Source organism: Pannonibacter phragmitetus, from assembly GCF_050510895.1.
Classification (GTDB): domain Bacteria; phylum Pseudomonadota; class Alphaproteobacteria; order Rhizobiales; family Stappiaceae; genus Pannonibacter; species Pannonibacter phragmitetus_B.
In genome coordinates this window covers 1,759,848-1,781,736 of sequence record NZ_JBNINT010000001.1, presented here as the reverse complement: position 1 = coordinate 1,781,736, position 21,889 = coordinate 1,759,848, and the positions used below count along the sequence as shown (strand labels likewise).

The window sequence follows — 21,889 nt, the reverse complement described above, 5'->3', positions numbered from 1 at the left end:
GGCAAGAGGACCCAATCCCCCAGCGGCGCAATTTTCAAGGCAGAGCACGATGACAGCACTCGGACAGAACCTGAAGATCAACCCGGACCGGCTGTGGGACAGCCTGATGGACATGGCCAAGATCGGTCCGGGCGTCGCGGGCGGCAATAACCGGCAGACCCTGACGGATGCCGATGCCGAAGGACGCAGGCTGTTCCAGTCCTGGTGCGAGGACGCAGGGCTGACCATGGGCGTCGACAAGATGGGCACCATGTTCATGACCCGGCCAGGCACCGATCCGGACGCCCTGCCCGTCTATGTGGGCTCGCATCTCGACACCCAGCCGACCGGCGGCAAATATGACGGCGTGCTCGGCGTTCTCGCCGGGCTGGAACTGGTGCGGACGTTGAATGATCTCAGCATCAAAACGAAGCATCCCATCGTCGTCACCAACTGGGCAAATGAGGAAGGCGCCCGCTTTGCCCCCGCCATGCTGGCGTCCGGCGTTTTCGCCGGTGTGCACAACCTCGACTATGCCTATGACCGCAAGGACCCGGAGGGCAAGACCTATGGCGATGAGCTGAAGCGCATCGGCTGGCTGGGCGAGGAAGAAGTGGGCGCCCGCAAGATGCACGCCTATTACGAGCTGCACATCGAGCAGGGGCCGATCCTGGAGGCCGAAGGCAAGCAGATCGGCGTCGTCACCCATTGCCAGGGCCTGTGGTGGCTGGAATTCACCCTGACGGGCCGCGAGGCGCACACCGGCTCCACGCCGATGAATCTGCGCGTCAACGCCGGTTTGGCCATGTCGCGCATTCTGGAGATGGTCCAGAGCGTGGCCATGGATCACCAGCCGGGCGCCGTTGGAGGCGTCGGTCAGGTGTTCTTCTCGCCCAACTCCCGCAACGTGCTGCCCGGTCAGGTGGTCTTCACCGTCGATATCCGCACACCCGATCTTGCCAAGCTCACCTCCATGCGCACCCGCATCGAGGCGGAAGCTGCCACCATCTGCGAGGCGCTCGGCGTCGGCTGTTCGGTCGAGGCGGTCGGCCATTTCGATCCGGTGACCTTCGACCCGAAACTCGTCTCCAGCGTGCGCTCCGCCGCCGAACGGCTCGGCTACAGCCACATGAACATCATTTCGGGCGCCGGCCACGACGCCTGCTGGGCCGCCAAGGTCGCCCCCGCCACCATGATCATGTGCCCCTGCGTGGGCGGTCTCTCGCATAACGAGGCGGAGGAGATTTCAAAGGAATGGGCCGGCGCGGGGTGCGATGTTCTGTTGCATGCGGTGCTGGAGACGGCGGAGGTCGTGGAGTGAAAGCAATCGCCCCCTCCATCGTCATCCCGGACAAGCGCAGCGTAGATCCGGGATGACGATGGATAGGGTGGACGACCACAGTTTCTTCAACCGAACCAAAGAAAGCACCGCATGACATCGCTGCGCATCGCCATCGAAACACCTGACCAGCCCGAGGTTCTGGAGCTTCTGGCGCAGTCGGATGCCTATGCGGACAGCCTCTATCCGCCGGAAGGCAATTTCGGCTCGCCGCTTGAGGATCTCATGCAAGCTGACGTGGACTTCATCGTTGTGCGCAAGGTGGATGGCAAGGCGATTGGCTGCGGAGCGGTGAAGTGGTTTGAAGAAGGCAGCGGCGAGCTGAAGCGCATTTTCGTTGATCCGGCCGCACGCGGCATGGGTGCCGGGCGGGCGCTGATGGAAAAGCTCGAAGATCTGGCGCGTGAGCGCGGTGTCCGGCTGCTCTATCTCGAAACCGGCGAACTCAATGTGGAGGCGGTGCGCATGTACAAGGCTTTCGGTTATGCGCCCTGCGGGCCGTTCGGGCCCTATGAGGCCAATCCCTACAGCCTGTTCATGAGCCGGAGCCTCGGCGCAAACTGACACAATCACAACCGCCGGATACCAGCCAAAAAGGTGGAGCGGCGCGAGAACGAAAAAGGGGAACAGACATGGCTAGCACTGTGATCAAGGGCGGAACCGTGGTGACCGCCGACCTCACCTACGAGGCCGATGTGAAGGTCGAGGGCGGCAAGATCACCGAAATCGGCAAGAACCTCTCCGGCGATACCGTGCTGGATGCCAAGGGCTGCTATGTCATGCCGGGCGGCATTGATCCGCATACCCACCTCGAAATGCCCTTCATGGGCACCTATTCCGCCGATGACTTCGACAGCGGCACCCGCGCGGCGCTGGCCGGCGGCACCACGATGGTGGTGGACTTTGCCCTGCCAGCGCCCGGCCAGTCGCTGCTGGAGGCACTGTCCATGTGGGACAACAAGTCCACCCGCGCTCATTGCGACTATTCCTTCCACATGGCGATCACCTGGTGGGGCGAGACGGTCTTCAACGAGATGGAGACCATTGTCCGCGAAAAGGGCATCAACACCTTCAAGCACTTCATGGCCTACAAGGGCGCGCTGATGGTGAATGACGACGAGATGTTCGCCTCGTTCCAGCGCTGCGCCGAACTGGGGGCCTTGCCGCTCGTCCATGCGGAAAACGGCGACGTGGTCGCCTCACTGCAGCAGAAGCTGCTGGCTGAAGGCAACAACGGGCCGGAGGCGCATGCCTATTCCCGCCCGCCGGAAGTGGAAGGCGAGGCCACCAACCGCGCCATCATGATTGCCGACATGGCCGGTGTGCCGGTCTACATCGTCCACACTTCCTCCGAACAGGCGCATGAGGCTATCCGCCGGGCGCGCCAGAACGGCATCCGCGCCTATGGCGAGCCGCTGATCCAGCATCTGACGCTGGATGACAGTGAGTACCGCCATCCGGATTGGGACCACGCCGCCCGCCGGGTGATGAGCCCGCCCTTCCGAGACAAGAAGCACCAGGACAGCCTCTGGGCCGGCCTTGCCTCCGGCTCGCTGCAGGTGGTGGCAACGGACCATTGCGCCTTCACCTCGGAGCAGAAGCGATTTGGCATCGGCGACTTCACCAAGATCCCGAATGGCACCGGCGGCCTGGAAGACCGCATGCCCATGCTTTGGACCTATGGCGTTGCGACCGGGCGCCTGACGATGAACGAATTCGTCGCCGTCACCTCCACCAACATTGCCAAGATCATGAACATGTATCCGAAGAAAGGCGCCATCCTCGTGGGCGCGGATGCGGATATCGTGGTCTGGGACCCGGCGAAGGAAAAGACCATTTCCGCTGCCAGCCAGCAGTCAGCCATCGACTACAACGTTTTCGAGGGCAAGAAGGTGAAGGGCCTGCCCCGCTTTACCCTCACCCGCGGCCGTGTGGCCGTGGAGGATGGCACGGTACGCCCGCAGGAAGGTCATGGCGAATTCGTCAAACGCCCGCCCAATCAGGCGGTCAACAAGGCCCTGTCCACCTGGAAAGAACTCACCGCCCCCCGCAAGGTGGAACGCACCGGCATTCCAGCGAGCGGGGTGTAAATGGAAAGCGGAATGGCCCGGCAGGAGAGTTGGGCCATCCGGCTTTCAGGTGTCTTAAGGTGGCCAAAATCACAGAATGCCTGAAGCGCTCGTGACAGGGTGCCGGAAAACGCGAAACCCGAACGAGCAGAAGGACAAAGCTGCACGATGATCGAGAAGGGAGCATTTGCGGCGGCGCGGTTTCTGGCAACCTGGCTGGTGGCCGTTGTACTGGGGGCACTGGTGGCAGCGCTGGGGCTTTTTATTCTGGCGGCTCTGGGGAGCGCGTCATTTGAGTGGAGCAGTTTTTCTACGCTCCGCTCTTCGCCCTGATCTTTGCTGCCCTGACGACGCCGATCCCGTCGCTTGTGCTCTATCTGATTTCCCGGTTCATCCGGGTAACCGTGCTGAACTACTTGCTGCTCGGCACCGCGATGGGGCTGGTGACGGCAACGTTCGCAGCAAGCCTGATGCGCGCGCGTGAAGGCGGGTTCAGTTTCACATTTGAGTTCGCAGCGGTATTCATGGGCGTATTTCTGGCCATCTGCCTCCCGGCCAGTTTGACCGGGGCAATGGTGTTCTACAGACAGGCAAAAAGCACTCCGCATGACACGGAAAAAATCCGGCAGCGGAGAGGCAGCAACAGCGGGGAACGATGAACGTGACGAGTGGAGCAGTTGAGCAGCCAGCCTCCTCCCAGCCAGTGATTTCGGCGCGGGATCTGTGCCTGACCTTCGAGACAAATGACGGGCCGGTCCATGCCCTGTCGGGCATCAATCTGGACATTGCCAAGGGCGATTTTGTCTCCTTCATCGGCCCTTCGGGCTGCGGCAAGACCACGCTGCTGCGCGTCATTGCAGATCTGGAGCAGAAGACCTCCGGGGAAATCGCCGTCAACGGCACCACGCCGGAAAATGCCCGGCTCGACCGCTCATACGGCTATGTGTTTCAGGCCGCCGCACTCTATCCCTGGCGCACCATCGAAAAGAACATCGCCCTTCCGCTGGAGATCATGGGCCTTGCGAAGGCGGAGCAGCAAAAGCGCATTGCGCAGGTACTGGAGCTGGTGGAACTCGGCGGCTTTGCCCGCAAATACCCCTGGCAGCTCTCCGGCGGAATGCAGCAGCGCGCATCCATTGCCCGCGCCCTTGCCGTTCAGCCCGATCTCCTGCTGATGGACGAGCCATTCGGCGCGCTGGACGAGATCGTGCGCGATCACCTCAACGACCAGCTGCACCAGCTCTGGGCCAAGACGAACAAGACGGTTGTCTTCGTCACCCACTCCATCCCCGAAGCGGTCTATCTCTCCACAAAGATCGTCGTCCTGTGCCCGCGCCCGGGCCGGATCTATGACATCATCGAGAGCGATCTGCCGCGTGAGCGGACGCTGGACATGCGCGAGAGCCCTGAATTTCTGAGGATCGCCCACCGCGTGCGCGAGGGGCTGAAGGCGGGGCATGCCTATGATGACTAACAGGGGCCACCTGACGGTTCGTCTGGCTAAACTTGCGGATATGCCTGCATGCGCCAGGATCCTCAATGACTGGATAGATGCGACGGAGTGGATGCCGCGTGTGCATCCTCATGAGGACGTGGAACGTCATTATCGGCAAGATGTCTTTCCAAATCGAACTGTCTATTTCGCCGAAAATCCGGATCGTGAGGCGGCAGGTTTTCTGGCTCTCAGCGATGATAGTTACATAACCGCTTTCTATATCGACGAAAAATTCCGGAACGCTGGTCTTGGCGCGAGCTTACTGGGAAAAGCCAAAGCGCTGAGCCCGCAGGGGCTAAAGCTTTGGACTTTTGTGGAAAATAGAAACGCGCAGCGGTTCTATCAGCGCGAAGGGTTTCGCGAGGAGCTTAGAACAGCCGGAGACAATGAAGAAGGTTTGGCCGACATTCTTTATGTCTGGACCCCAGAGAATGAAGGGACCGCCGCATGACAGCTTCCTCCCTTCCCGCTTCCCGAAGCCGCTCGCCCTTCGCCGGGCTGATGCGTGGCTCCACCCTGCCCGTCCTCACGCTCCTGCTGGCAATCCTCGGCCTCTGGTATGTGGCAACCGTTGCCCTCAACGCACCATTCCAGCGCGACATCTATGCCCGCGCCGGGCAAACGGACGTGCCCTTCACCCAGCTTGTCGCCGATACGATGATGCAGGAGCGGCCCGTCATGCCCTCGCCACAGCAGGTGGCGGTGGAGATCTGGGACACGACGGTCAACAAGCGCATCACCTCCAACCGCAGCCTGTTCTACCACACCGGCATCACCCTCTCCTCGACGCTGACCGGCTTTGTTCTTGGCACGCTGCTCGGCATTCTCCTGGCCGTCGGGATCGTCCACAGCCGGGTGCTCGACAAGTCGCTCATGCCCTGGGTGATCACATCCCAGACCATTCCGATCCTGGCGATTGCGCCCATGATCATCGTCGTCCTCAATGCAATCGGGATCTCGGGGCTTCTGCCCAAGGCGATGATCTCGACCTACCTCTCCTTCTTTCCCGTAACTGTGGGAATGGTGAAGGGGCTGCGCTCGCCGGAGGTCATCCACATGGACCTGATGCACACCTATTCGGCGACGAAGCTTGAAACCTTCTGGAAGCTGCGCCTGCCCTATGCGGTGCCCTATCTCTTCACCTCCATGAAGGTGGGCATCGCCGCAAGTCTTGTCGGCGCCATCGTCGGCGAGTTGCCAACCGGCGCGGTTGCAGGCCTCGGGGCAAGGCTGCTGGCTGGCTCCTATTATGGGCAGACAGTGCAGATCTGGTCCGCCCTGATCATGGCCGCCGTTCTTGCCGGCCTGCTCGTATCGCTGATCGGCCTTGCCGAGAAAATCACCCTCCGCCGCATGGGGATGAGCCGATGATCCAGTCCCGGCAAAACACCTCCTTCAGGAGCACGGCGCTCATTGCCGGTGCCAGCCTGCTTCTCACGCTCATTGGCCTCACCAGCACCATCTTCACGCCGGATTTCGGCGTGGTCGAAATGCCGCGCGTTGCCGTTGCAGTCAGCCTTATGGCGATCATGGGCGTGCGCATCATGCTCGGCTTCCAGCAGAACCGCACCGGCGATGTGGCCATCGGCATTGTCACCGGCATCTCCGCCCTGCTGCTGATTGCTGTTGCCCATCACCACCGCGGGCAAGCTGCTCCCGGTTTCTGGGCCCTGGTAGCGGCGATCTGGCTGTCAGCCTGGCTTCTGGCAAGCCGCTTGTCGGCCTGGCAGGGGCTTGGCAGGACGGCAGCAGGCCTTGTCAACATGGCCATCCCGCTCGTCTTCGGCTTGACGCTTCTGGCCCTGTGGGAGCTGATCACCGTCGGTGCGGGCGTTCCGCAGGTGCTGTTGCCAGCCCCTCCGCCATCGGCCTGCGCATTGCCGGGTCTCTGCCCATCCTCTGGGCCGATTTCCAGCAGACATTCCTCAAGGCCGTGATTTTCGGTTATGTGGCGGGCTGTACTTCCGGTTTTCTGGTGGCTCTCATTGCCGACAAGGTACCCTTCCTGAAACGCGGCCTTTTGCCCATCGGCAATCTGGTCTCGGCCCTGCCGATCATCGGCGTGGCGCCCATCATGGTCATGTGGTTCGGGTTTGACTGGCCATCGAAGGCGGCTGTGGTCATCATCATGACCTTCTTCCCCATGCTGGTGAACACGGTGGCCGGTCTTGCCGCAGCCGATTCCATGCAGAAGGACCTGATGCGCACCTATGCGGCCAGCCATGGCCAGATGCTGGTGAAGCTGCGCCTGCCCATGGCGATGCCCTTCATCTTCAACGCGCTGAAGATCAACTCCACCCTCGCCCTCATCGGCGCCATCGTGGCGGAGTTCTTCGGCACGCCCATCGTCGGCATGGGCTTCCGCATCTCGACGGAAGTGGGACGCATGAACCTCGACATGGTCTGGGCGGAAATTGCCGTGGCAGCGCTGGCCGGTTCCCTGTTCTACGCCGCCGTTTCAGCGGTCGAGCGCCGCGCCACCTTCTGGCATCCCTCTCAGCGGGGGTGAAGAGCGATGCCAGGGGCCATCAGGCCGTGACGTCTACGGGCGAACTATTCTGGACCTCGCCGCCTGCATTGTTGCGGCTGGGGATTTCAAGTTTAGTACCGTCTTCAAACTCAAGTGTTGCGCCCGCCATTAAGCCGAGCAGCGATATGGAATCAGATCCATTTCTGAACGAAATCCGAAGATTGTCCGGCGAATAAGAAACATCTTCGGCTGAATAGCCAGATCCGACTTTAACTGTAAATTTTTCACCGGATAAGCCAATCGTATCGTGTCCATCTCCTTTATTAAAGACGACGGTAGATCCTTTTCCCATCAGCAGAATCGTGTCGTCACCACGCCCGCCTTCAACGGTCGTATAGTCAAGACCTATCAGCTGATCATCGCCAGTGCCACCGCGCAGGATTGAATACTTCGAACCTAACAGAGTGTCGTCACCGGAGCCGCCATCCAGAATTGAGTACTCATGCCCTAGAAGCCGGTCATCTCCGGAACCGCCGGCAACCCTGGAATACGAAGCGCCAGCAACCAGATCGTCGCCTGATCCACCTTGCAGCGTCGCATACATCCCTCCATGCACGATGTCATCGCCACTGCCGCCATTAGCCAAACTATGGTTTCCGCTTGAGATCCAGTCATCTCCTGAACCGCCGTCAAGGATTGAAAGACGACCCGCCCTGATCCTGTCATCACCGGAACCGCCAGACGCAATGCTGTGGTCTCCGATAAAGATCACGTCGTTACCTGAGCCCCCTTCGGCGGAGGACCTGTCACCCACACGAATGATATCGTCACCAGACCCGCCATCAGCATAAGACCGGTCTCCGGTAATGATCTTGTCATCGCCTGACCCGCCAAAAGCTCTCCCGGCGTCTGCATTGCCGCTGCCATTGGACGTCACACGCATCCCGCCCTCAGCGAAAATCTCCACCTCTCCAGAGAAGTTGCTGATGATTACGTCATCTCCGGAACCGCCGTAGATATCGACCTTTCCATCGGCCATGATTGTATCGTCACCGTCGCCGCCGAAGATCTTGTTATAGGCGGCGCGGCCGGGATCGTCTTTGGCGGCAGCCGATTCTGAGGGTGTTCCGCCGTTCTTCAGCGCTTCCAGCTGGGAAATGATCCGTCTTGCTGCCTCCATGTCAGACATGATCTTCTTCAGTCTGGCCTGAACAGGATCTTCTCGCCGCAGCGCTGAGCCCGTTTCATGTTCTCCGGCCAAAGTCGCAGAATTCTTATCTCTTTCTGCTGAGAGCAGATTGGCTTCTTCATTCTTACCGGTCTTTCCTGCCTCAACTCCTTTGAGGAAGGAAACTGCGGACGATGCCGCATTAATCGCTGCCGAAAACATTGCTGCACCCACTCCTTATTGCAACCATAAGGAGAGTAGAGATGCAAAAGTTACCATTGCATTAATGGAAGGTTAGAGGGCTACATTGGCTTACGCGGCCTTCATATGCCATATATCTCCAGGCCATGCGCCACCGGCACGTGGAACTCCAGCCCATTTCCTACTTACCGGATTCTCCCATGAAACCTGGCCGCGATATCTCCGTTCTCATCGACATCATGGCGGCGCTGCGCACGCCAGTCACCGGTTGCCCCTGGGATCTGGAGCAGGACTTCGGCACAATTGCGCCTTACACGGTGGAAGAAGCCTATGAGGTGGCAGAAGCCATCAGCCGCAATGATCTGGATGATCTGCGCGAAGAACTCGGCGACCTCCTGCTGCAAGTGGTCTATCACGCCCGCATGGCCGAGGAAGATGGGGCTTTCAGCTTTCCCGATGTGGTCGAGGCAATCACGAAGAAGATGATCCGCCGTCACCCGCATGTGTTCGGCAGCGAGGAAGCACGCTCCTCCGGCATGGCAAAGGGCATGTGGGACAAGATCAAGGCGGAGGAAAAGGCCGAACGCAAGGCCCGCCGCGCCGCCATGGGCCTGCCCGACACAGAACCCGGCTATCTCGACGCCGTGCCTTCCGCCTTTCCGGCTCTCATGGAAGCGGAGAAGATCCAGCGCCGCGCCGCAAAGGTCGGGTTTGACTGGGACACGCTCGCTCCGGTCTTTGCCAAGATCCGCGAGGAACTGGACGAGCTTGAAGCGGAACTCACGGACCACACACCGCCAGCGGTCACCGGTTCCGTGCCCGAAGCAGTGAAGGATGAGCTGGGCGATGTGCTCTTTGCCGTGGCGAATCTAGCCCGTCATCTCGAAGTGGAGCCAGAGGCAGCCCTCAAGCGCACCAACGCCAAGTTCCGCCGCCGCTTTGCCGCCATCGAGGCGGAAGCCGCCCGGCGCGGCACCACGCTGGAAGCGCTCACTCTCGATGAAATGGAAGAAATCTGGCAGGCCGCGAAGGGGAAATAAGACGGCTAATTACCTAGGCACCGTCCCGGGCAAACGCAGCGCGAGACGGGAGGTACTCGTTCTCAGAGCGGCGGATGCCTTGCCGAAACAGTTTGGCAAACTGGCTTGAGAGCCTCTCAAGCGCTCTGCAAGCGAGTGGATCCCGGGTCCTCACTGCGTTCGGCCCGGGATGACCGCTGTTCGTGTGGCAAAGGCACCGGCCGTTTCCGGCAGCCCTCTCAATCCGCTCCGGAGATATAGGCGCCGTAGCGGCTGCGGAAGGGGCCTTTCTGCTTGTCGGAAATGCGAACCGTCAGCTCGATGACTTCCTCGCCATCCACCCGCTCCAGCACTTCGCCGATCTGGTAGACACCTGCCAGCAACTCGCCTTCCGTCACCGGTAGAGCCAGCTCGAAGCGGTCGTCGCCTACGGCCATGAAGGCTTCGATGCGTGAGAGCAGCGCCGGGATGCCGTCACCAGTCAGAGCCGAAAGAGCGATGGCACCTTCCGGACCATTGGCTTCCAGCAGCTTTGCGCGGCGCTCGGGATCGAGGTTGTCGATTTTGTTCCACACTTCCACCACCGGCGCACCGGTCTGCGGGTTGACACCAAGGTCCGCCAGCGTGCGGCCAACATCCACTGACTGAGCGTCACTGTCCTCGTGCGAAATGTCACGCACATGCAGGATGAGATCGGCCTCCAGCACCTCTTCCAGCGTGGCGCGGAAAGCGGCAACCAGATGAGTGGGGAGTTCGGAAATGAAGCCCACCGTGTCGGACAGGATCACCTCTCGTCCATGCGGAAGGCGAATGCGGCGCAGCGTCGGGTCAAGCGTTGCAAACAGAAGGTCCTTGGCAAAGACATCCGATTGCGTCAGCCGGTTGAACAGCGTTGATTTTCCGGCGTTGGTGTAGCCGACCAGCGCAATAACGGGCTGCGGGATCTTCTTGCGCTTCTTGCGGTGGAGGTCACGGGTGCGGCGCACCTGCTCCAGCTCCCGCTCAAGACGCATGATCTTGTCCTGAATCTGCCGGCGGTCCGCCTCGATCTGGGTTTCACCGGGGCCACCCATGAAGCCGACGCCGCCACGCTGGCGTTCAAGGTGGGTCCAGGAGCGGACAAGGCGGCTCTTCTGCCATGTCAGATGGGCAAGGTCGACCTGCAGGCGGCCTTCCTTGGTGCGGGCGCGGGCGCCGAAAATTTCCAGGATCAGACCGGTCCGGTCGATCACCTTGGTCTTCATCGCCTTTTCGAGATTACGCTGCTGGATCGGCGTCAGCGCATGGTCGATCACGACCACGTCCACTTCGCCCTCTTCCGCTGCACGCGCGATTTCTTCCACCTTGCCGGGGCCCAAAAGAGTCGCGGGACGCGGTGTGTGGATACGTGCGATGGAGGCGGAAACGATCTCGAGTTCAATGGCGGCGCACAGGCCGATGGCCTCTTCCAGCCGCGCCTCAGGCGTGCGCGTCGGTGGCGGCGTGCCTTCAAAGCCCTTGGGAAGCCGCTCCGGCAGAACCGGCTCAATCACCAGCGCCCGTGAAGACGGGCCCTTGAACACAAGCTCACCGCCATGGGCGACAGGCTCACTAAAGCCGCCGTCCCTGCCCCGGCTGTCTTCCCCGTCCAGCCAGTCCTGATCTTCAAATTCGTTGCCGGAGCTGCCCTCTCCGGCCTGTCTGTTCTTGCGAGCCAATCAGGCGCCTGCTTTTTCGGCGCCTTCTTCACCGCCTTCGAACAGCTGCACGGGGCCGTTCGGCATGATGGTCGAAATGGCATGCTTGTAGACAAGCTGGGAATGACCATCCCGGCGCAGAAGAACACAGAAGTTATCAAACCACGTAACCACGCCCTGCAGCTTCACGCCATTGATGAGGAAGATCGTCAGCGGAACTTTCTGCTTGCGAAGGTAGTTAAGGAAGGTGTCCTGCAGATTCTGTGCACGCTCAGCCATGAGTCTTCTTATCCTGTTTCTGTCGTCCGCGGCCGGGGCATCTGACATGATCTTGTTGTGCGACCAGCAAGCGAGGCAAAAAACACAAACGTAGGCGCCTCTCCCGGATGAACCGGGCGCCGGTGGGCAAGTTTACAACAAGTTTCGCCCGCTACCCCAGCACTATTTCATATCATCAATATATTTCATCAAGATGGGTTGCGGTGTGGAACTGCTTGCGCAGCTCGGTCGCAACGGTTCCCGGATGGCCGTTGCCAATCGAGGCCCCATCGAGACTCACCACCGGCATGCAGATTGTCGAGGCGGCCGTGACGAAAGCCTCCCGCGCCGTCTTGGCCTCTTCCAGCGTGAACGGCCGCTCCTCAAAACGCAGCCCCTCGCGCTCCACTAGATCCAGAACCACGCTGCGGGTGATGCCGCGCAGAATACCGCTTTCGGCAGGGCGCGTCACCAGGACGCCATCCTTCGTCACGATCCAGGCATTGGTCGAACCGCCTTCGGTGACATAGCCATCCTGATCCACGTACCAGACTTCCTTGGCGCCCTGCTCGCGGGCATATTGCTTGGCCAGCACGTTCGGCAGCAGGCCCACGGTCTTGATATCTACGCGCGGCCAGCGGTTTTCCGGGTGGCTGACAACGGCAATACCGGTTTCAGCCTGCTTGTCGGAAGCCGCCGGGTTCGTCGGCTTGGCCGTGATCACCAGCGTCGGCGCAATCGGCGTCAGCGGGAAGAAGTGATCGCGGCGGGCGACGCCGCGCGTGACCTGCATGTAGACGATGCCGTTACGCACCTTGTTGCGGCGGATCACTTCCTTCAGCACCAGCGTCAGCGGCTTGTGCTCCATCGGCATGGGGATGCGCAGTTCACTGCAGGACCGCTCGAGACGCGCAAGATGACGCGGGGCATCCACCAGATTGCCCTGCCAGACCTCGCAGACCTCATAGACGCCATCGGCAAACTGATAGCCACGGTCTTCCACATGCACGGCGGCCGAAGAGTGCGGCAGGTACTGTCCATTCACATAGGCAATGCGGCTCATGAGAACTCCTTACGGCAAAGGCCGGAGTGTTGGCAGGCAAGGCGGGAGACGGGTACGGAAGGGTACCCTTTCAGCACATCCTGACCGGCGGATCAGAAGAATTCAAGGCTGACGCGGAACATCTGCTCCACCTGGCGCACCCGGTTTGCCATGGCAAAGATGACAATCCGGTCACGCGCCTGAATCTGCACGTCACCATTGGGCGTCAGCACCTTGCCATTGCGGAACACCGCGCCGATGCGAATGCCGTCCTGCAGGTCGACTTCGCGCAAGGGGCGCCCCACCAGCGGCGAAGTTTCCAGCGCTTCTGCCTCGATGATTTCCGCCGCGCCATTGTGCAGCGACTGGACGCCGCGGATTCGGCCCCGGCGCACGTGCTGCAGAATGCGGGAAATGGTCACGGCACGCGGATTGATGAAGGCATCGATCCCCAGTGCATTGGCGAAAGCCGGATAGCTTGGATTGTTGAGCAGCGACAGGTTGCGTTTGCAGCCAAGCTTCTTGGCCATGACGCAGGAAAGGATGTTCACCTCGTCATCATTGGTCAGCGTGATCATGGTGTCGGCGGTTTCCACATCCGCCTCCTCCAAGATCCCCTGGTCCAGAGCACTGCCATGAAGGATCACGGTTCGCTTCAGTTCATTGGCGATACCGACGGCGCGCTCGCGGGACGATTCGATGATCTTCACCCGGGTGGACGTCTGGCGCTGTTCAAGGGCACGGGCCACGTACAGACCGATGTTGCCGCCGCCGGCAATGACGACACGGGTAGCCTCTGGCTCTTCGTGACCGAAAATGCCGAGGGTACGGCGTACCTGATCGCGGCGGGCCACCACATAGGCAAGGTCGCCCACCAGCAAGCTGTCCGAGCTTTTGGGCGCAAACAGTTTGCCGCCGCGGTTGATGCCGACGACCACGGACCCAAGGTCCGGGAACAGGTCGGTCAGCTGGCGCAGCGGCGTGTCGACAACCGGGCAGTCGTCCTCGCAATTGACACCGATAACCACGACCTGATCATCGGCAAAACGCATAGTCTCCACTGCGCCCGGCAGCGACAGGCGGCGCAGCACCATGTCGCCCACCTCGATCTCCGGCGAAATGATCACGTCGATGGGCAGGTTTTCGCGGGCAAAGAGATTGCGCCACCGGCCCTGAAGATAGCTCTGGGCGCGCACGCGCGCGACCTTGGTCGGCACATTGAAGAGGGAATGGGCCACCTGGCAGGCAACCATATTCACCTCGTCATAGAGGGTGACGGCGATGATCATATCCGCCTCGTCGGCACCGGCCTGTGCCAGAACATCCGGATGGGCACCGTTGCCGACAAAGCCGCGCACATCAAGCTGATCACCGATGGCGGCAATCAGCTTTGGCGACGAATCGATCACAGACACATCGTTCTGTTCCGCAGCCAAACGTTCGGCAATGCCGTAACCGACCTGCCCTGCCCCGCAAATGACGACCTTCATCGGTCACATGTCCCCGTTTGAAGCGCTCTCACTGCGCTTGTTTTACGATAGACCTAACGACTTCAGCTTGCGATGCAAGGCCGAACGTTCCATGCCCACGAATTCTGCTGTACGCGAGATGTTGCCGCCAAAGCGCTTGATCTGCGCTTGAAGATACTCGCGCTCGAAGACCTCGCGCGCATCGCGCAGCGGCATGGACATGAGATGTTCGCCGCCGCCATTGGCCGGAAGGCTGGGCACCATGGAGCCAACCTCCGAAGGCAGAAGGTCCGCAGTGATCACGGCATCCGGATCGGCACGGGTGAGGATCATCAAGCGCTCAACATTGTTGCGCAACTGGCGGATGTTGCCCGGCCAGTCGTGCGTCTGCAGAACGGCCATGGCGTCATCCCCGATCCGGCGCATGGGAAGACCTGCAGAGGCTGAAATCTGCTCCATGAAGTGACGCACAAGGATCGGCACATCCTCGCGCCGCTCGGCAAGACCTGGCACGCGCAGCGGCACCACACCGAGACGGTGATAGAGATCTTCGCGGAAGGCGCCGTTTGCGATTTCCTCCTCAAGATTGCGGGCGGTTGAGGAGAGGATACGCACGTCCACCTGCACACGGGTGGAGCCGCCAACCCGGGTGAAGGTTTGGTCCACCAGCACCCGCAGGATCTTGCCCTGCGTCTCGCGCGGCATGTCGGCCACTTCGTCGAGATAGAGTGTGCCGCCATGCGCCTCTTCCAGAGCGCCAACCTTGCGCAAGTTGCCGTTCTCATCCTCGATGCCGAAGAGTTCTTCTTCCATTCGGTCGGGGGTGATTGTCGCCGCGTTGATCGCAACGAAGGGACCCTTTGCGCGCGGTGAAAGCTCATGCACCTGCCGCGCCGCCAGTTCCTTGCCTGCGCCCGAGGGACCCGAAATCAGAATGCGGCTGTTGGTGCCGGCGATCCGCTCGATGGTCTGGCGCAGCTGGTTGATGGCCGACGACTCACCTGTGAAGCGGGATGCATCGCCGCTGCGCTGTTTCAGGTCACGGATCTCGCGCTTCAGCATGGAGGCTTCCAGCGCACGCTCCGTAATCAGCAACAGCCGGTCGGCCTTGAACGGCTTCTCGATATAGTCATAGGCGCCGCGCTTGATCGCCGAGACAGCGGTTTCCACATTGCCATGACCGGAAATGATGACGACCGGAAGATCCTTGTCCTGCGCCTTGATCTCGTCCAGCAGCGCCAGCCCGTCGAGGCGGCTGCCCTGAAGCCAGATGTCCAGCACGACGAGCGAGGGGCGCCGCTCCTTGATGGCGGCAAGCGCCGTGTCACTGTCGCTCGCCGTGCGCGTGCCATAACCCTCGTCATCAAGGATGCCGGCGATCATCTCACGGATATCGGTCTCGTCGTCGACGATCAGGATGTCATAGGCCATGGCTCGTCACTTGTTCTCTGGTCTCTGATTGGGGTCCGGACTGCTCTCTTCCGGCCTGCACCGTGGCATCTTCTGCGGCGGGCGGTCCAATGATGAGGCGCACCATGGCGCCGGTATCGTCCGGACCCAGGTCCGGCGCGTCCAGCAGCTCGATGCTGCCATTGTGGTCTTCCATAATCTTGCGAACGATGGCAAGGCCGAGGCCGGTACCTTTCTCTCGCGTCGTCATGTAGGGCTCCAGCAGCTTCTGCCGCTCCTGCTTGGGCAGGCCGATGCCATTGTCGATAACATCGATCAAAGCCCTGCCGTCTTCATGCCTTAGCCGGATCTCGGATGCGGCCCTTGGGCAGATCTTCACCGCTGCGGCCAGAGATGGCCTCGGCAGCGTTCTTGATCACGTTGGTCAGAGCCTGCCCGATGAGGCGGCTGTCGAAACAGGCCTCAATGCTCTCTTCCGGCAGCTCGGTCTTGACCTCGATCTCCGGGTTGCCAACGCTCTGCATGAAGGCAGCCTCACGCACCGTGTTACGCAGATCCGCCATGGACTTGGCCGGTTTGCGCATGCGGGCGAAGGAGGAGAACTCATCCACCATCTGGCCGATGTCTCCGACCTGGCGGATGATCGTATCAATGCACTGGTCAAAGACGGAGCGGTCGTCTTCCACCTTCTTGCCATAGCGGCGGCGGATGCGCTCGGCAGAGAGCTGGATCGGCGTCAGCGGATTTTTGATTTCATGGGCGATGCGCCTTGCCACATCCGCCCAGGCCGAATTGCGCTGCGCGGAGACAAGGTCCGTGATGTCATCCAGCGTCACCACATATCCATGCTCGCGCCGGGTGGAGAGCTCGGTCGTGATGCGCGCATTCACGGTGCGCTCGCGCCCGCCAATCTGCAGGGAAATCTGCGTTTCCTTGATACGATCGCTTTCCTTCGCCAGTGCTTCGCGAACGAAGGCATCGAGCTCCGGGATCACATCGGCCAGCGGGCGGTCGAGCATTGCGCTCTCCTCGACCTTCAGCAGATCCCGTGCGGAACGGTTGACGAGCGTGATTGCGCCGTCATCATCAATGCCGATCACGCCGGTGGTGACGCCAGAGAGAACCGCCTCGGTGAAGCGGCGGCGGCGGTCAATCTGTTCGTTGGCCGCCAGCAGCGCATCGCGCTGGCCGCGCAGCTGGCCGGTCATGTTGTTGAAAGTCGTTCCGAGATTGGCCAGATCGCCTTCCGATTTCTCGGTCATCACTTCCACATAGAGATTGCCCTTGGAAATCTGATCGGCCGCCGAAATCAGACGGCGGATGGGCGACACCAGCCGGTTGGCGAAGCCGAAACCGATCCAGATTGCGGACAGCAGCAGCACGAGCGCAACGCCCAAGTAGACGAGCGCAAAGGCGATCTGCACACCAAAGCGGCTGCGCTCCAGCTGGCTATACTCGCTCGCGCCCTCTTCCGCGAGACGCTGGTAATCCAGCACGCGCTGATCCACTGTCCGGGCGACATAAAGATACATGCCATCATAGGCATCCAGTTTGACGATGCCTCCAACCAGGTTGGACCGGCCCGGCGCGATCAGCACCGCCTCACCCTGATCCGCCTTTGCATAGACGTCGCTTGGCGGCAGCAGGATGTTGACATCGGGCACCAGGATGACACGGGTGACGACCGTACCATCCGCCTTCAGCAGGAAAGCTGCCACGATGCCGCGCAGCTGCGCCTGACCGGCAAAAAAGGCATCAAAGCGCGTTGGCTCGAACTCATAGACGGCCTTGGCCTGATCCACGTCCTGCGACATGGCGATCAGATCGCCGCGCAAGACACGCGCATGCTCCTGAAGATAGGCCTGCGCCACGGTCAGGGCATTATCGATGATTTGACGGGTGCGCTGCTCGAACCAGCGGTCAAGGCCCTGATCCAGCGTAATGGCCGCCACGATCGCCATCAGGATGGCGGGGACGGCAGCGATGAGGCTGAACATGGCAACAATGCGCACATGCAGCCGTGCAGCCGCCCTGCCGCGCCGCCGCGCCTGCACCAGCTTGAAGATTTCCCGGCCGATTATGCCGACCAGAGCAGCGCCCAGGCCGCCATTGACCATCATCGCGACCCAGACAACTTCCGGCGTCGGAGCGATCGGGGTCAGGCCTGTCAGAACGGCAAAGGTAACGGAAATTGCGAGGAGAGCAGCCAGCATGACCGCCAGACCGGCTCTGCGGCCTGCACGGCCGCGCGAACCCTGGTCCAAATCCGCGGGCGGGTCACGTTCCAGTATCATCAGTCCTCAAGGCAAGGCGAAGGGAAGAATCAGAAATGCAACGCAAACACAAATGCGCGGCTTTGTTACCACACACTGTTGCCTAAATGCGACAAGAATGCGGCCAGTCCGGTTTCAGGTCCGCGTCACTACGGACCTCTTCGCCATTGCATATGCAAAGGAGCCATGCCCATAAATCAGAAGGTTGGACGTGAACCTCAAATAATACATCGAAAATTGATCTGCTTTCACAGGGGCTGAAGCAAAGATGACGAAGAAAATCCTTTTGACCGTTGCAACGGTTGTTGCCGTCATTGCGGGGTCTGTCTTTGCCTGGTTTGCAACACGCCCGGCACTTCCGCCTGAGATCGCTACGGCCAATGGACGCATCGAAGCCGAAACCGTTCAGATTGCCGCCAAGACCGGCGGGCGCGTATTGGAAGTGTTTGTCCATGAAGGTGATCTGGTGGAAGCTGGCACGGTTCTCGCCCGGATTGACACTGACGAACTTGATGCCCGGAAGGCTGGCGCCGTCGCGCAGGCAAGTGCCGCAGGGGATGCAGCCAGCACCGCGGAGGCGCTGATCGCGCAGCGTGAGAGCGAATTGAAGCTGGCGGATCAGTCCCTTGCGCGTGCCAAGACTTTGCGGGAAAACGGCCATGTCTCCCAGCAGGAGTTGGACAAGCGTCAGACTGCCCGTGAAACGGCAGATGCTGCCCTCAGGGCTGCCCGGGCCCAACTCGCCAACGCCCGCAACACTGTCACGGCAGCGCAGGCCGAAGTCGCGCGTATCGAGTCCTTGATCCGCGATAGTGTTCTGACTGCGCCGATCACCGGCCGCGTGCAGTACAGGCTGGCCGAGCCAGGTGAAGTGGTGGCAGCTGGCGGCCGCGTGCTGACACTGCTGAACCTCACCGACGTCTACATGACCGTCTACCTGCCGACCACCAGCGTTGGCCGCGTTTTCATCAATGCCGAAGCGCGGATCGTGCTGGATGCGGCTCCCGACCTGGTCATTCCGGCCAGCGTCTCCTTTGTCGCCGCCGATGCCCAATTCACGCCGCGTGAGGTGGAGACCCGCTCCGAGCGGGACAAGCTGATGTTCCGCGTCAAGCTGCGCATCGATCCTGCCCTGCTCACCGAATATCTGGAGATGGTCCGCACCGGTTTGCCCGGCGAGGCCTATGTGATGATGGCGCCGCCGGTGGCATGGCCGGAGTCTCTGGCGGTGCGTCTGCCGGCACCCCGGTGAGGCGGTCATGACACAGCCCCCTTGCAGGCTCAGCCTGCTTCCATTGTGGCACGTCTGACAAGCGTGTCGCATCTTTACGGCAAGACCAGAGCTCTCGATGGGGTATCGCTCGCCCTGCCCGCCGGCGGCACGATCGGCCTCATCGGGCCGGACGGCGTTGGCAAATCCACACTGCTGGCCCTGCTCTCCGGCGCCCGCAAGATTCAGACGGGCACAGTGGAGGCGCTCGGCGGCGACATGGGCAATGCCCGCCACCGCCGCGCCGTACTGCCGCGCATCGCCTATATGCCGCAGGGGCTCGGCAAGAATCTCTACATGGACCTGACAGTTGCAGAGAACCTGGAGTTCTTTGGCCGCCTCTTCGGTCAGGACGGGCGGGAACGTCAGCGCCGCATTGCAGAACTGACCCGTGCGACCGGCCTTGATCCCTTCCTTGACCGGCCGGCAGGCAAGCTCTCCGGCGGCATGAAACAGAAACTTGGGCTGTGCTGCTCGCTCATTCATGATCCGGACCTGCTCATTCTGGATGAGCCGACCACGGGCGTTGATCCCCTGTCCCGCCGCCAGTTCTGGACGCTGATCGACACCATCCGCACATCACGCCCCGGCATGACCGTGGTGGTAGCCACCGCATACATGGACGAGGCGGAACGTTTTGGCCATCTGGTCGCCATGCATGGCGGACGGATCCTGGCGGAAGGCAGCGCGGCTGACCTGAAGGAAAAAGGACAGGCCGCAACACTAGAGGCGGCCTTCGTCAACCTGCTGCCGGAATACGCCGGGCAACCGCACCAGAGCCTCAGCGTGCCGCCTTATGAAGCCAATGACGAGGGCCCGGCCATTGTTGCGCAGGATCTGGTCCAGCGCTTTGGCAGCTTTACAGCCGTTGATCATGTCAGCTTCGAGATCCGGCGCGGCGAGATTTTCGGCTTTCTCGGGTCCAACGGCTGCGGCAAGTCCACCACTATGAAGATGCTGACCGGTCTGCTGCCGCCCAGTGAAGGCAAGGCCTGGCTGTTTGGCGAAGAAATTGACGCGCGTAACCTCAACGCCCGCAAGCGTGTTGGCTACATGTCGCAGGCCTTCTCGCTTTATGGCGAGCTGACGGTGCGCCAGAACCTGACGCTGCATGCACAGCTCTTCCACATGCCGGCAGCCGAAATCCCCGGCCGCGTTGATGAGTTGCTGCAAACGTTCCGCCTGACGGATCATGCCGATGCCCTGCCGGGCTCCCTGCCGCTTGGCGTGCGCCAGCGCCTCTCTTGCCGTCGCCATCGTTCACCGGCCCGATGTGCTCATACTCGACGAGCCGACCTCTGGCGTTGATCCGGTTGCCCGTGACGAGTTCTGGAGCCTCCTGATTAACTTGGCCCGCAAGGACCGGGTGACGATCTTTCTCAGCACTCATTTCATGAACGAGGGCGAGCGCTGCGACCGCATTTCCCTGATGCATGCGGGCAAGGTGCTGGCCTGCGGCGCGCCGGACGAGCTGGTCCGCAAGTTTGGCGCAGCCACATTGGAAGAAGCCTTCATCAGCGCGCTTGAAGGCGCATCTGCCCCTTGCAGCCGGCAAAAGAAGCGGAAGCTGTTCTGGCCGCAGCTGTTGAGCCGCCCCACAAGCCGCAGAAGCGGCGGGAGGGCTTCCTGTCGAAGCGCCGCCTCATGGCCTATTCCCTGCGTGAAGCCAAGGAGCTCCGGCGTGATCCAGTGCGCCTCGCAGTGGCGCTGGCCGGCACGATGCTGCTGATGCTGGTCTTTGGCTATGGCATCACCACGGACGTGAACGATCTGACCTATGCGGTGCTGGACCATGACCGGACACTCGAAAGCCGACAATATGCAGAAAGCATGTCGGGCTCGCGTTATTTCAAGGAACAGGCGCCGCTCTCCAGCGAGGCGGAAATCCTTTCAAGGATGCGAGCCGGCAATATTTCGCTCGCCGTCGAAATCCCGCCAGGATTCGGCAAGGCGCTGCTGCGCGGCGAAACGCCTGAGATTGCGGCCACCATCGATGGCTCCATGCCTTTCCGGGCCAATACGATTGCAGGCTATGTCACCGGACTGCATCAGTCCTATATCGCCGAGCAATACCGCCAGCGTTTTGGCGAGACCCCTGTCTTTGCCGCAGCCAGCGTCGAGCCGCGCTTTCGCTACAATCAGGACTTCAAGAGCATCAATGCCATTGCCCCTTCCGTCATGGCGCTGCTGCTGGTGTTCATTCCTGCGATCCTGACCGCCGTCTCGGTGGTGCGGGAAAAGGAGCTGGGTTCGATCACCAACCTTTATGTAACCCCCGTGACGCGGCTTGAATTCCTGATGGGCAAGCAACTGCCCTATGTGGCCATTGCCATGGTCAATTTCGCACTGATGATGCTGATGGCCACGGTAGTCTTCGGCGTGCCAGTGAAAGGCAGCCTGCTGGCGTTGTCGGCGGGTGCCCTGCTTTATGTCTGTGCCACCACCGCCATCGGGCTGCTGTTCTCCACCTTCACCTCCACGCAGGTGGCCGCCATCTTCGGCACGGCCATCGGCACGGTTCTCCCGGCGGTGCAATTCTCCGGCATGCTGCAGCCGGTCTCTTCGCTGACAGGGGCCGGTGCGGTTATCGGTTCGCTCTACCCGACCACCCATTTCATGACCATCAGCGTCGGCACCTTCACCAAGGGCCTGGGCTTTGCAGACCTCTCGGCAAATTTCTGGGCATTGGCTCCGGTCGCACCACTGGTGCTTACCGCCTGCGCCCTGCTTTTGCCAAGGCAGGAGCGCTGA

17 protein-coding genes and 2 pseudogenes are annotated in these 21,889 nt (G+C 61.2%); 11 read left to right on the top strand and 8 right to left on the bottom strand.

Going from position 1 to position 21,889, the window contains the following annotated elements; genetic code table 11:
* The first annotated feature begins 49 nt into the window (after positions 1-49).
* The 8 genes and pseudogenes from ACQB61_RS08355 to ACQB61_RS08320 all read left to right on the top strand — a co-directional run bounded on the left by ACQB61_RS08355 (position 50) and on the right by ACQB61_RS08320 (position 7,391).
* Positions 50-1,300 (top strand): Zn-dependent hydrolase, encoded by a 1,251-nt coding sequence (locus tag ACQB61_RS08355; RefSeq protein ID WP_430512255.1) that lies wholly within the window; start codon positions 50-52, stop codon positions 1,298-1,300.
* Between the two features lie 111 nt (positions 1,301-1,411).
* The gene (locus ACQB61_RS08350) at positions 1,412-1,882 is read left to right on the top strand and encodes a GNAT family N-acetyltransferase (RefSeq protein WP_430512254.1); all 471 of its coding nucleotides are present in this window, start codon (positions 1,412-1,414) and stop codon (positions 1,880-1,882) included.
* 68 nt (positions 1,883-1,950) lie between these two features.
* On the top strand, positions 1,951-3,408 hold the full coding sequence (gene hydA / locus ACQB61_RS08345; RefSeq protein WP_430512253.1) for a dihydropyrimidinase: 1,458 nt from the start codon (positions 1,951-1,953) through the stop codon (positions 3,406-3,408).
* Between the two features lie 275 nt (positions 3,409-3,683).
* Entirely contained in the window at positions 3,684-4,046 is a 363-nt protein-coding gene (locus tag ACQB61_RS08340) for a hypothetical protein (RefSeq protein WP_430512252.1), read from the top strand.
* Positions 4,043-4,861, top strand: coding sequence for an ABC transporter ATP-binding protein (locus tag ACQB61_RS08335; protein WP_430512251.1), 819 nt, complete (start codon positions 4,043-4,045; stop codon positions 4,859-4,861). The genes ACQB61_RS08340 and ACQB61_RS08335 overlap by 4 nt, the downstream gene beginning before the upstream one ends.
* Positions 4,845-5,333: an N-acetyltransferase family protein gene (locus ACQB61_RS08330; RefSeq protein ID WP_430512250.1), complete on the top strand. Its 489-nt coding sequence runs from the start codon at positions 4,845-4,847 to the stop codon at positions 5,331-5,333. The genes ACQB61_RS08335 and ACQB61_RS08330 overlap by 17 nt, the downstream gene beginning before the upstream one ends.
* Entirely contained in the window at positions 5,330-6,253 is a 924-nt protein-coding gene (locus ACQB61_RS08325; protein ID WP_430512249.1) for an ABC transporter permease, read from the top strand. The genes ACQB61_RS08330 and ACQB61_RS08325 overlap by 4 nt, the downstream gene beginning before the upstream one ends.
* Positions 6,254-6,426: 173 nt before the next feature.
* Positions 6,427-7,391, top strand: a pseudogene (locus tag ACQB61_RS08320) (ABC transporter permease).
* Positions 7,392-7,410: 19 nt separating this feature from the next.
* On the opposite strand, the gene ACQB61_RS08315 reads toward ACQB61_RS08320, so the two are convergent.
* Positions 7,411-8,742, bottom strand: coding sequence for a calcium-binding protein (locus ACQB61_RS08315; protein WP_430512248.1), 1,332 nt, complete (start codon positions 8,740-8,742; stop codon positions 7,411-7,413).
* Between the two features lie 179 nt (positions 8,743-8,921).
* Here ACQB61_RS08315 and mazG point away from each other — a divergent pair, with 179 nt between their 5' ends.
* A complete protein-coding gene (gene mazG / locus ACQB61_RS08310) occupies positions 8,922-9,761 on the top strand; it encodes a nucleoside triphosphate pyrophosphohydrolase (RefSeq protein ID WP_430512247.1) in 840 nt (279 codons plus the stop codon).
* Between the two features lie 218 nt (positions 9,762-9,979).
* Here the strand turns inward: mazG and hflX are convergent, their stop codons facing one another.
* The 7 genes from hflX to ACQB61_RS08275 all read right to left on the bottom strand — a co-directional run bounded on the left by hflX (position 9,980) and on the right by ACQB61_RS08275 (position 17,808).
* The gene (gene hflX, locus ACQB61_RS08305; protein ID WP_430514328.1) at positions 9,980-11,302 is read right to left on the bottom strand and encodes a GTPase HflX; all 1,323 of its coding nucleotides are present in this window, start codon (positions 11,300-11,302) and stop codon (positions 9,980-9,982) included.
* A gap of 135 nt (positions 11,303-11,437) precedes the next feature.
* A complete protein-coding gene (gene hfq, locus ACQB61_RS08300; RefSeq protein WP_019966324.1) occupies positions 11,438-11,695 on the bottom strand; it encodes an RNA chaperone Hfq in 258 nt (85 codons plus the stop codon).
* A 175-nt stretch (positions 11,696-11,870) separates the two neighbouring features.
* The gene (locus ACQB61_RS08295; protein WP_430512246.1) at positions 11,871-12,737 is read right to left on the bottom strand and encodes a D-amino-acid transaminase; all 867 of its coding nucleotides are present in this window, start codon (positions 12,735-12,737) and stop codon (positions 11,871-11,873) included.
* A gap of 92 nt (positions 12,738-12,829) precedes the next feature.
* Complete coding sequence (trkA, locus tag ACQB61_RS08290) at positions 12,830-14,206, bottom strand: Trk system potassium transporter TrkA (RefSeq protein ID WP_430512245.1); 1,377 nt, start codon at positions 14,204-14,206, stop codon at positions 12,830-12,832.
* A gap of 42 nt (positions 14,207-14,248) precedes the next feature.
* Complete coding sequence (locus tag ACQB61_RS08285; protein ID WP_430512244.1) at positions 14,249-15,616, bottom strand: sigma-54-dependent transcriptional regulator; 1,368 nt, start codon at positions 15,614-15,616, stop codon at positions 14,249-14,251.
* Complete coding sequence (locus ACQB61_RS08280; RefSeq protein ID WP_430512243.1) at positions 15,606-15,974, bottom strand: ATP-binding protein; 369 nt, start codon at positions 15,972-15,974, stop codon at positions 15,606-15,608. Before ACQB61_RS08280 ends, ACQB61_RS08285 begins: the two co-directional genes overlap by 11 nt.
* Positions 15,928-17,808, bottom strand: a complete 1,881-nt coding sequence (locus ACQB61_RS08275) for a PAS domain-containing protein (protein ID WP_430512242.1) — start codon at positions 17,806-17,808, stop codon at positions 15,928-15,930. The genes ACQB61_RS08280 and ACQB61_RS08275 overlap by 47 nt, the downstream gene beginning before the upstream one ends.
* Positions 17,809-18,136: 328 nt before the next feature.
* Between ACQB61_RS08275 and ACQB61_RS08270 the strand changes: the two genes are divergently transcribed.
* Together ACQB61_RS08270 and rbbA are read left to right on the top strand one after the other, a co-directional pair.
* The gene (locus tag ACQB61_RS08270; protein ID WP_430512241.1) at positions 18,137-19,120 is read left to right on the top strand and encodes an HlyD family secretion protein; all 984 of its coding nucleotides are present in this window, start codon (positions 18,137-18,139) and stop codon (positions 19,118-19,120) included.
* Positions 19,121-19,141: 21 nt separating this feature from the next.
* Positions 19,142-21,889: pseudogene (gene rbbA, locus ACQB61_RS08265) on the top strand (ribosome-associated ATPase/putative transporter RbbA).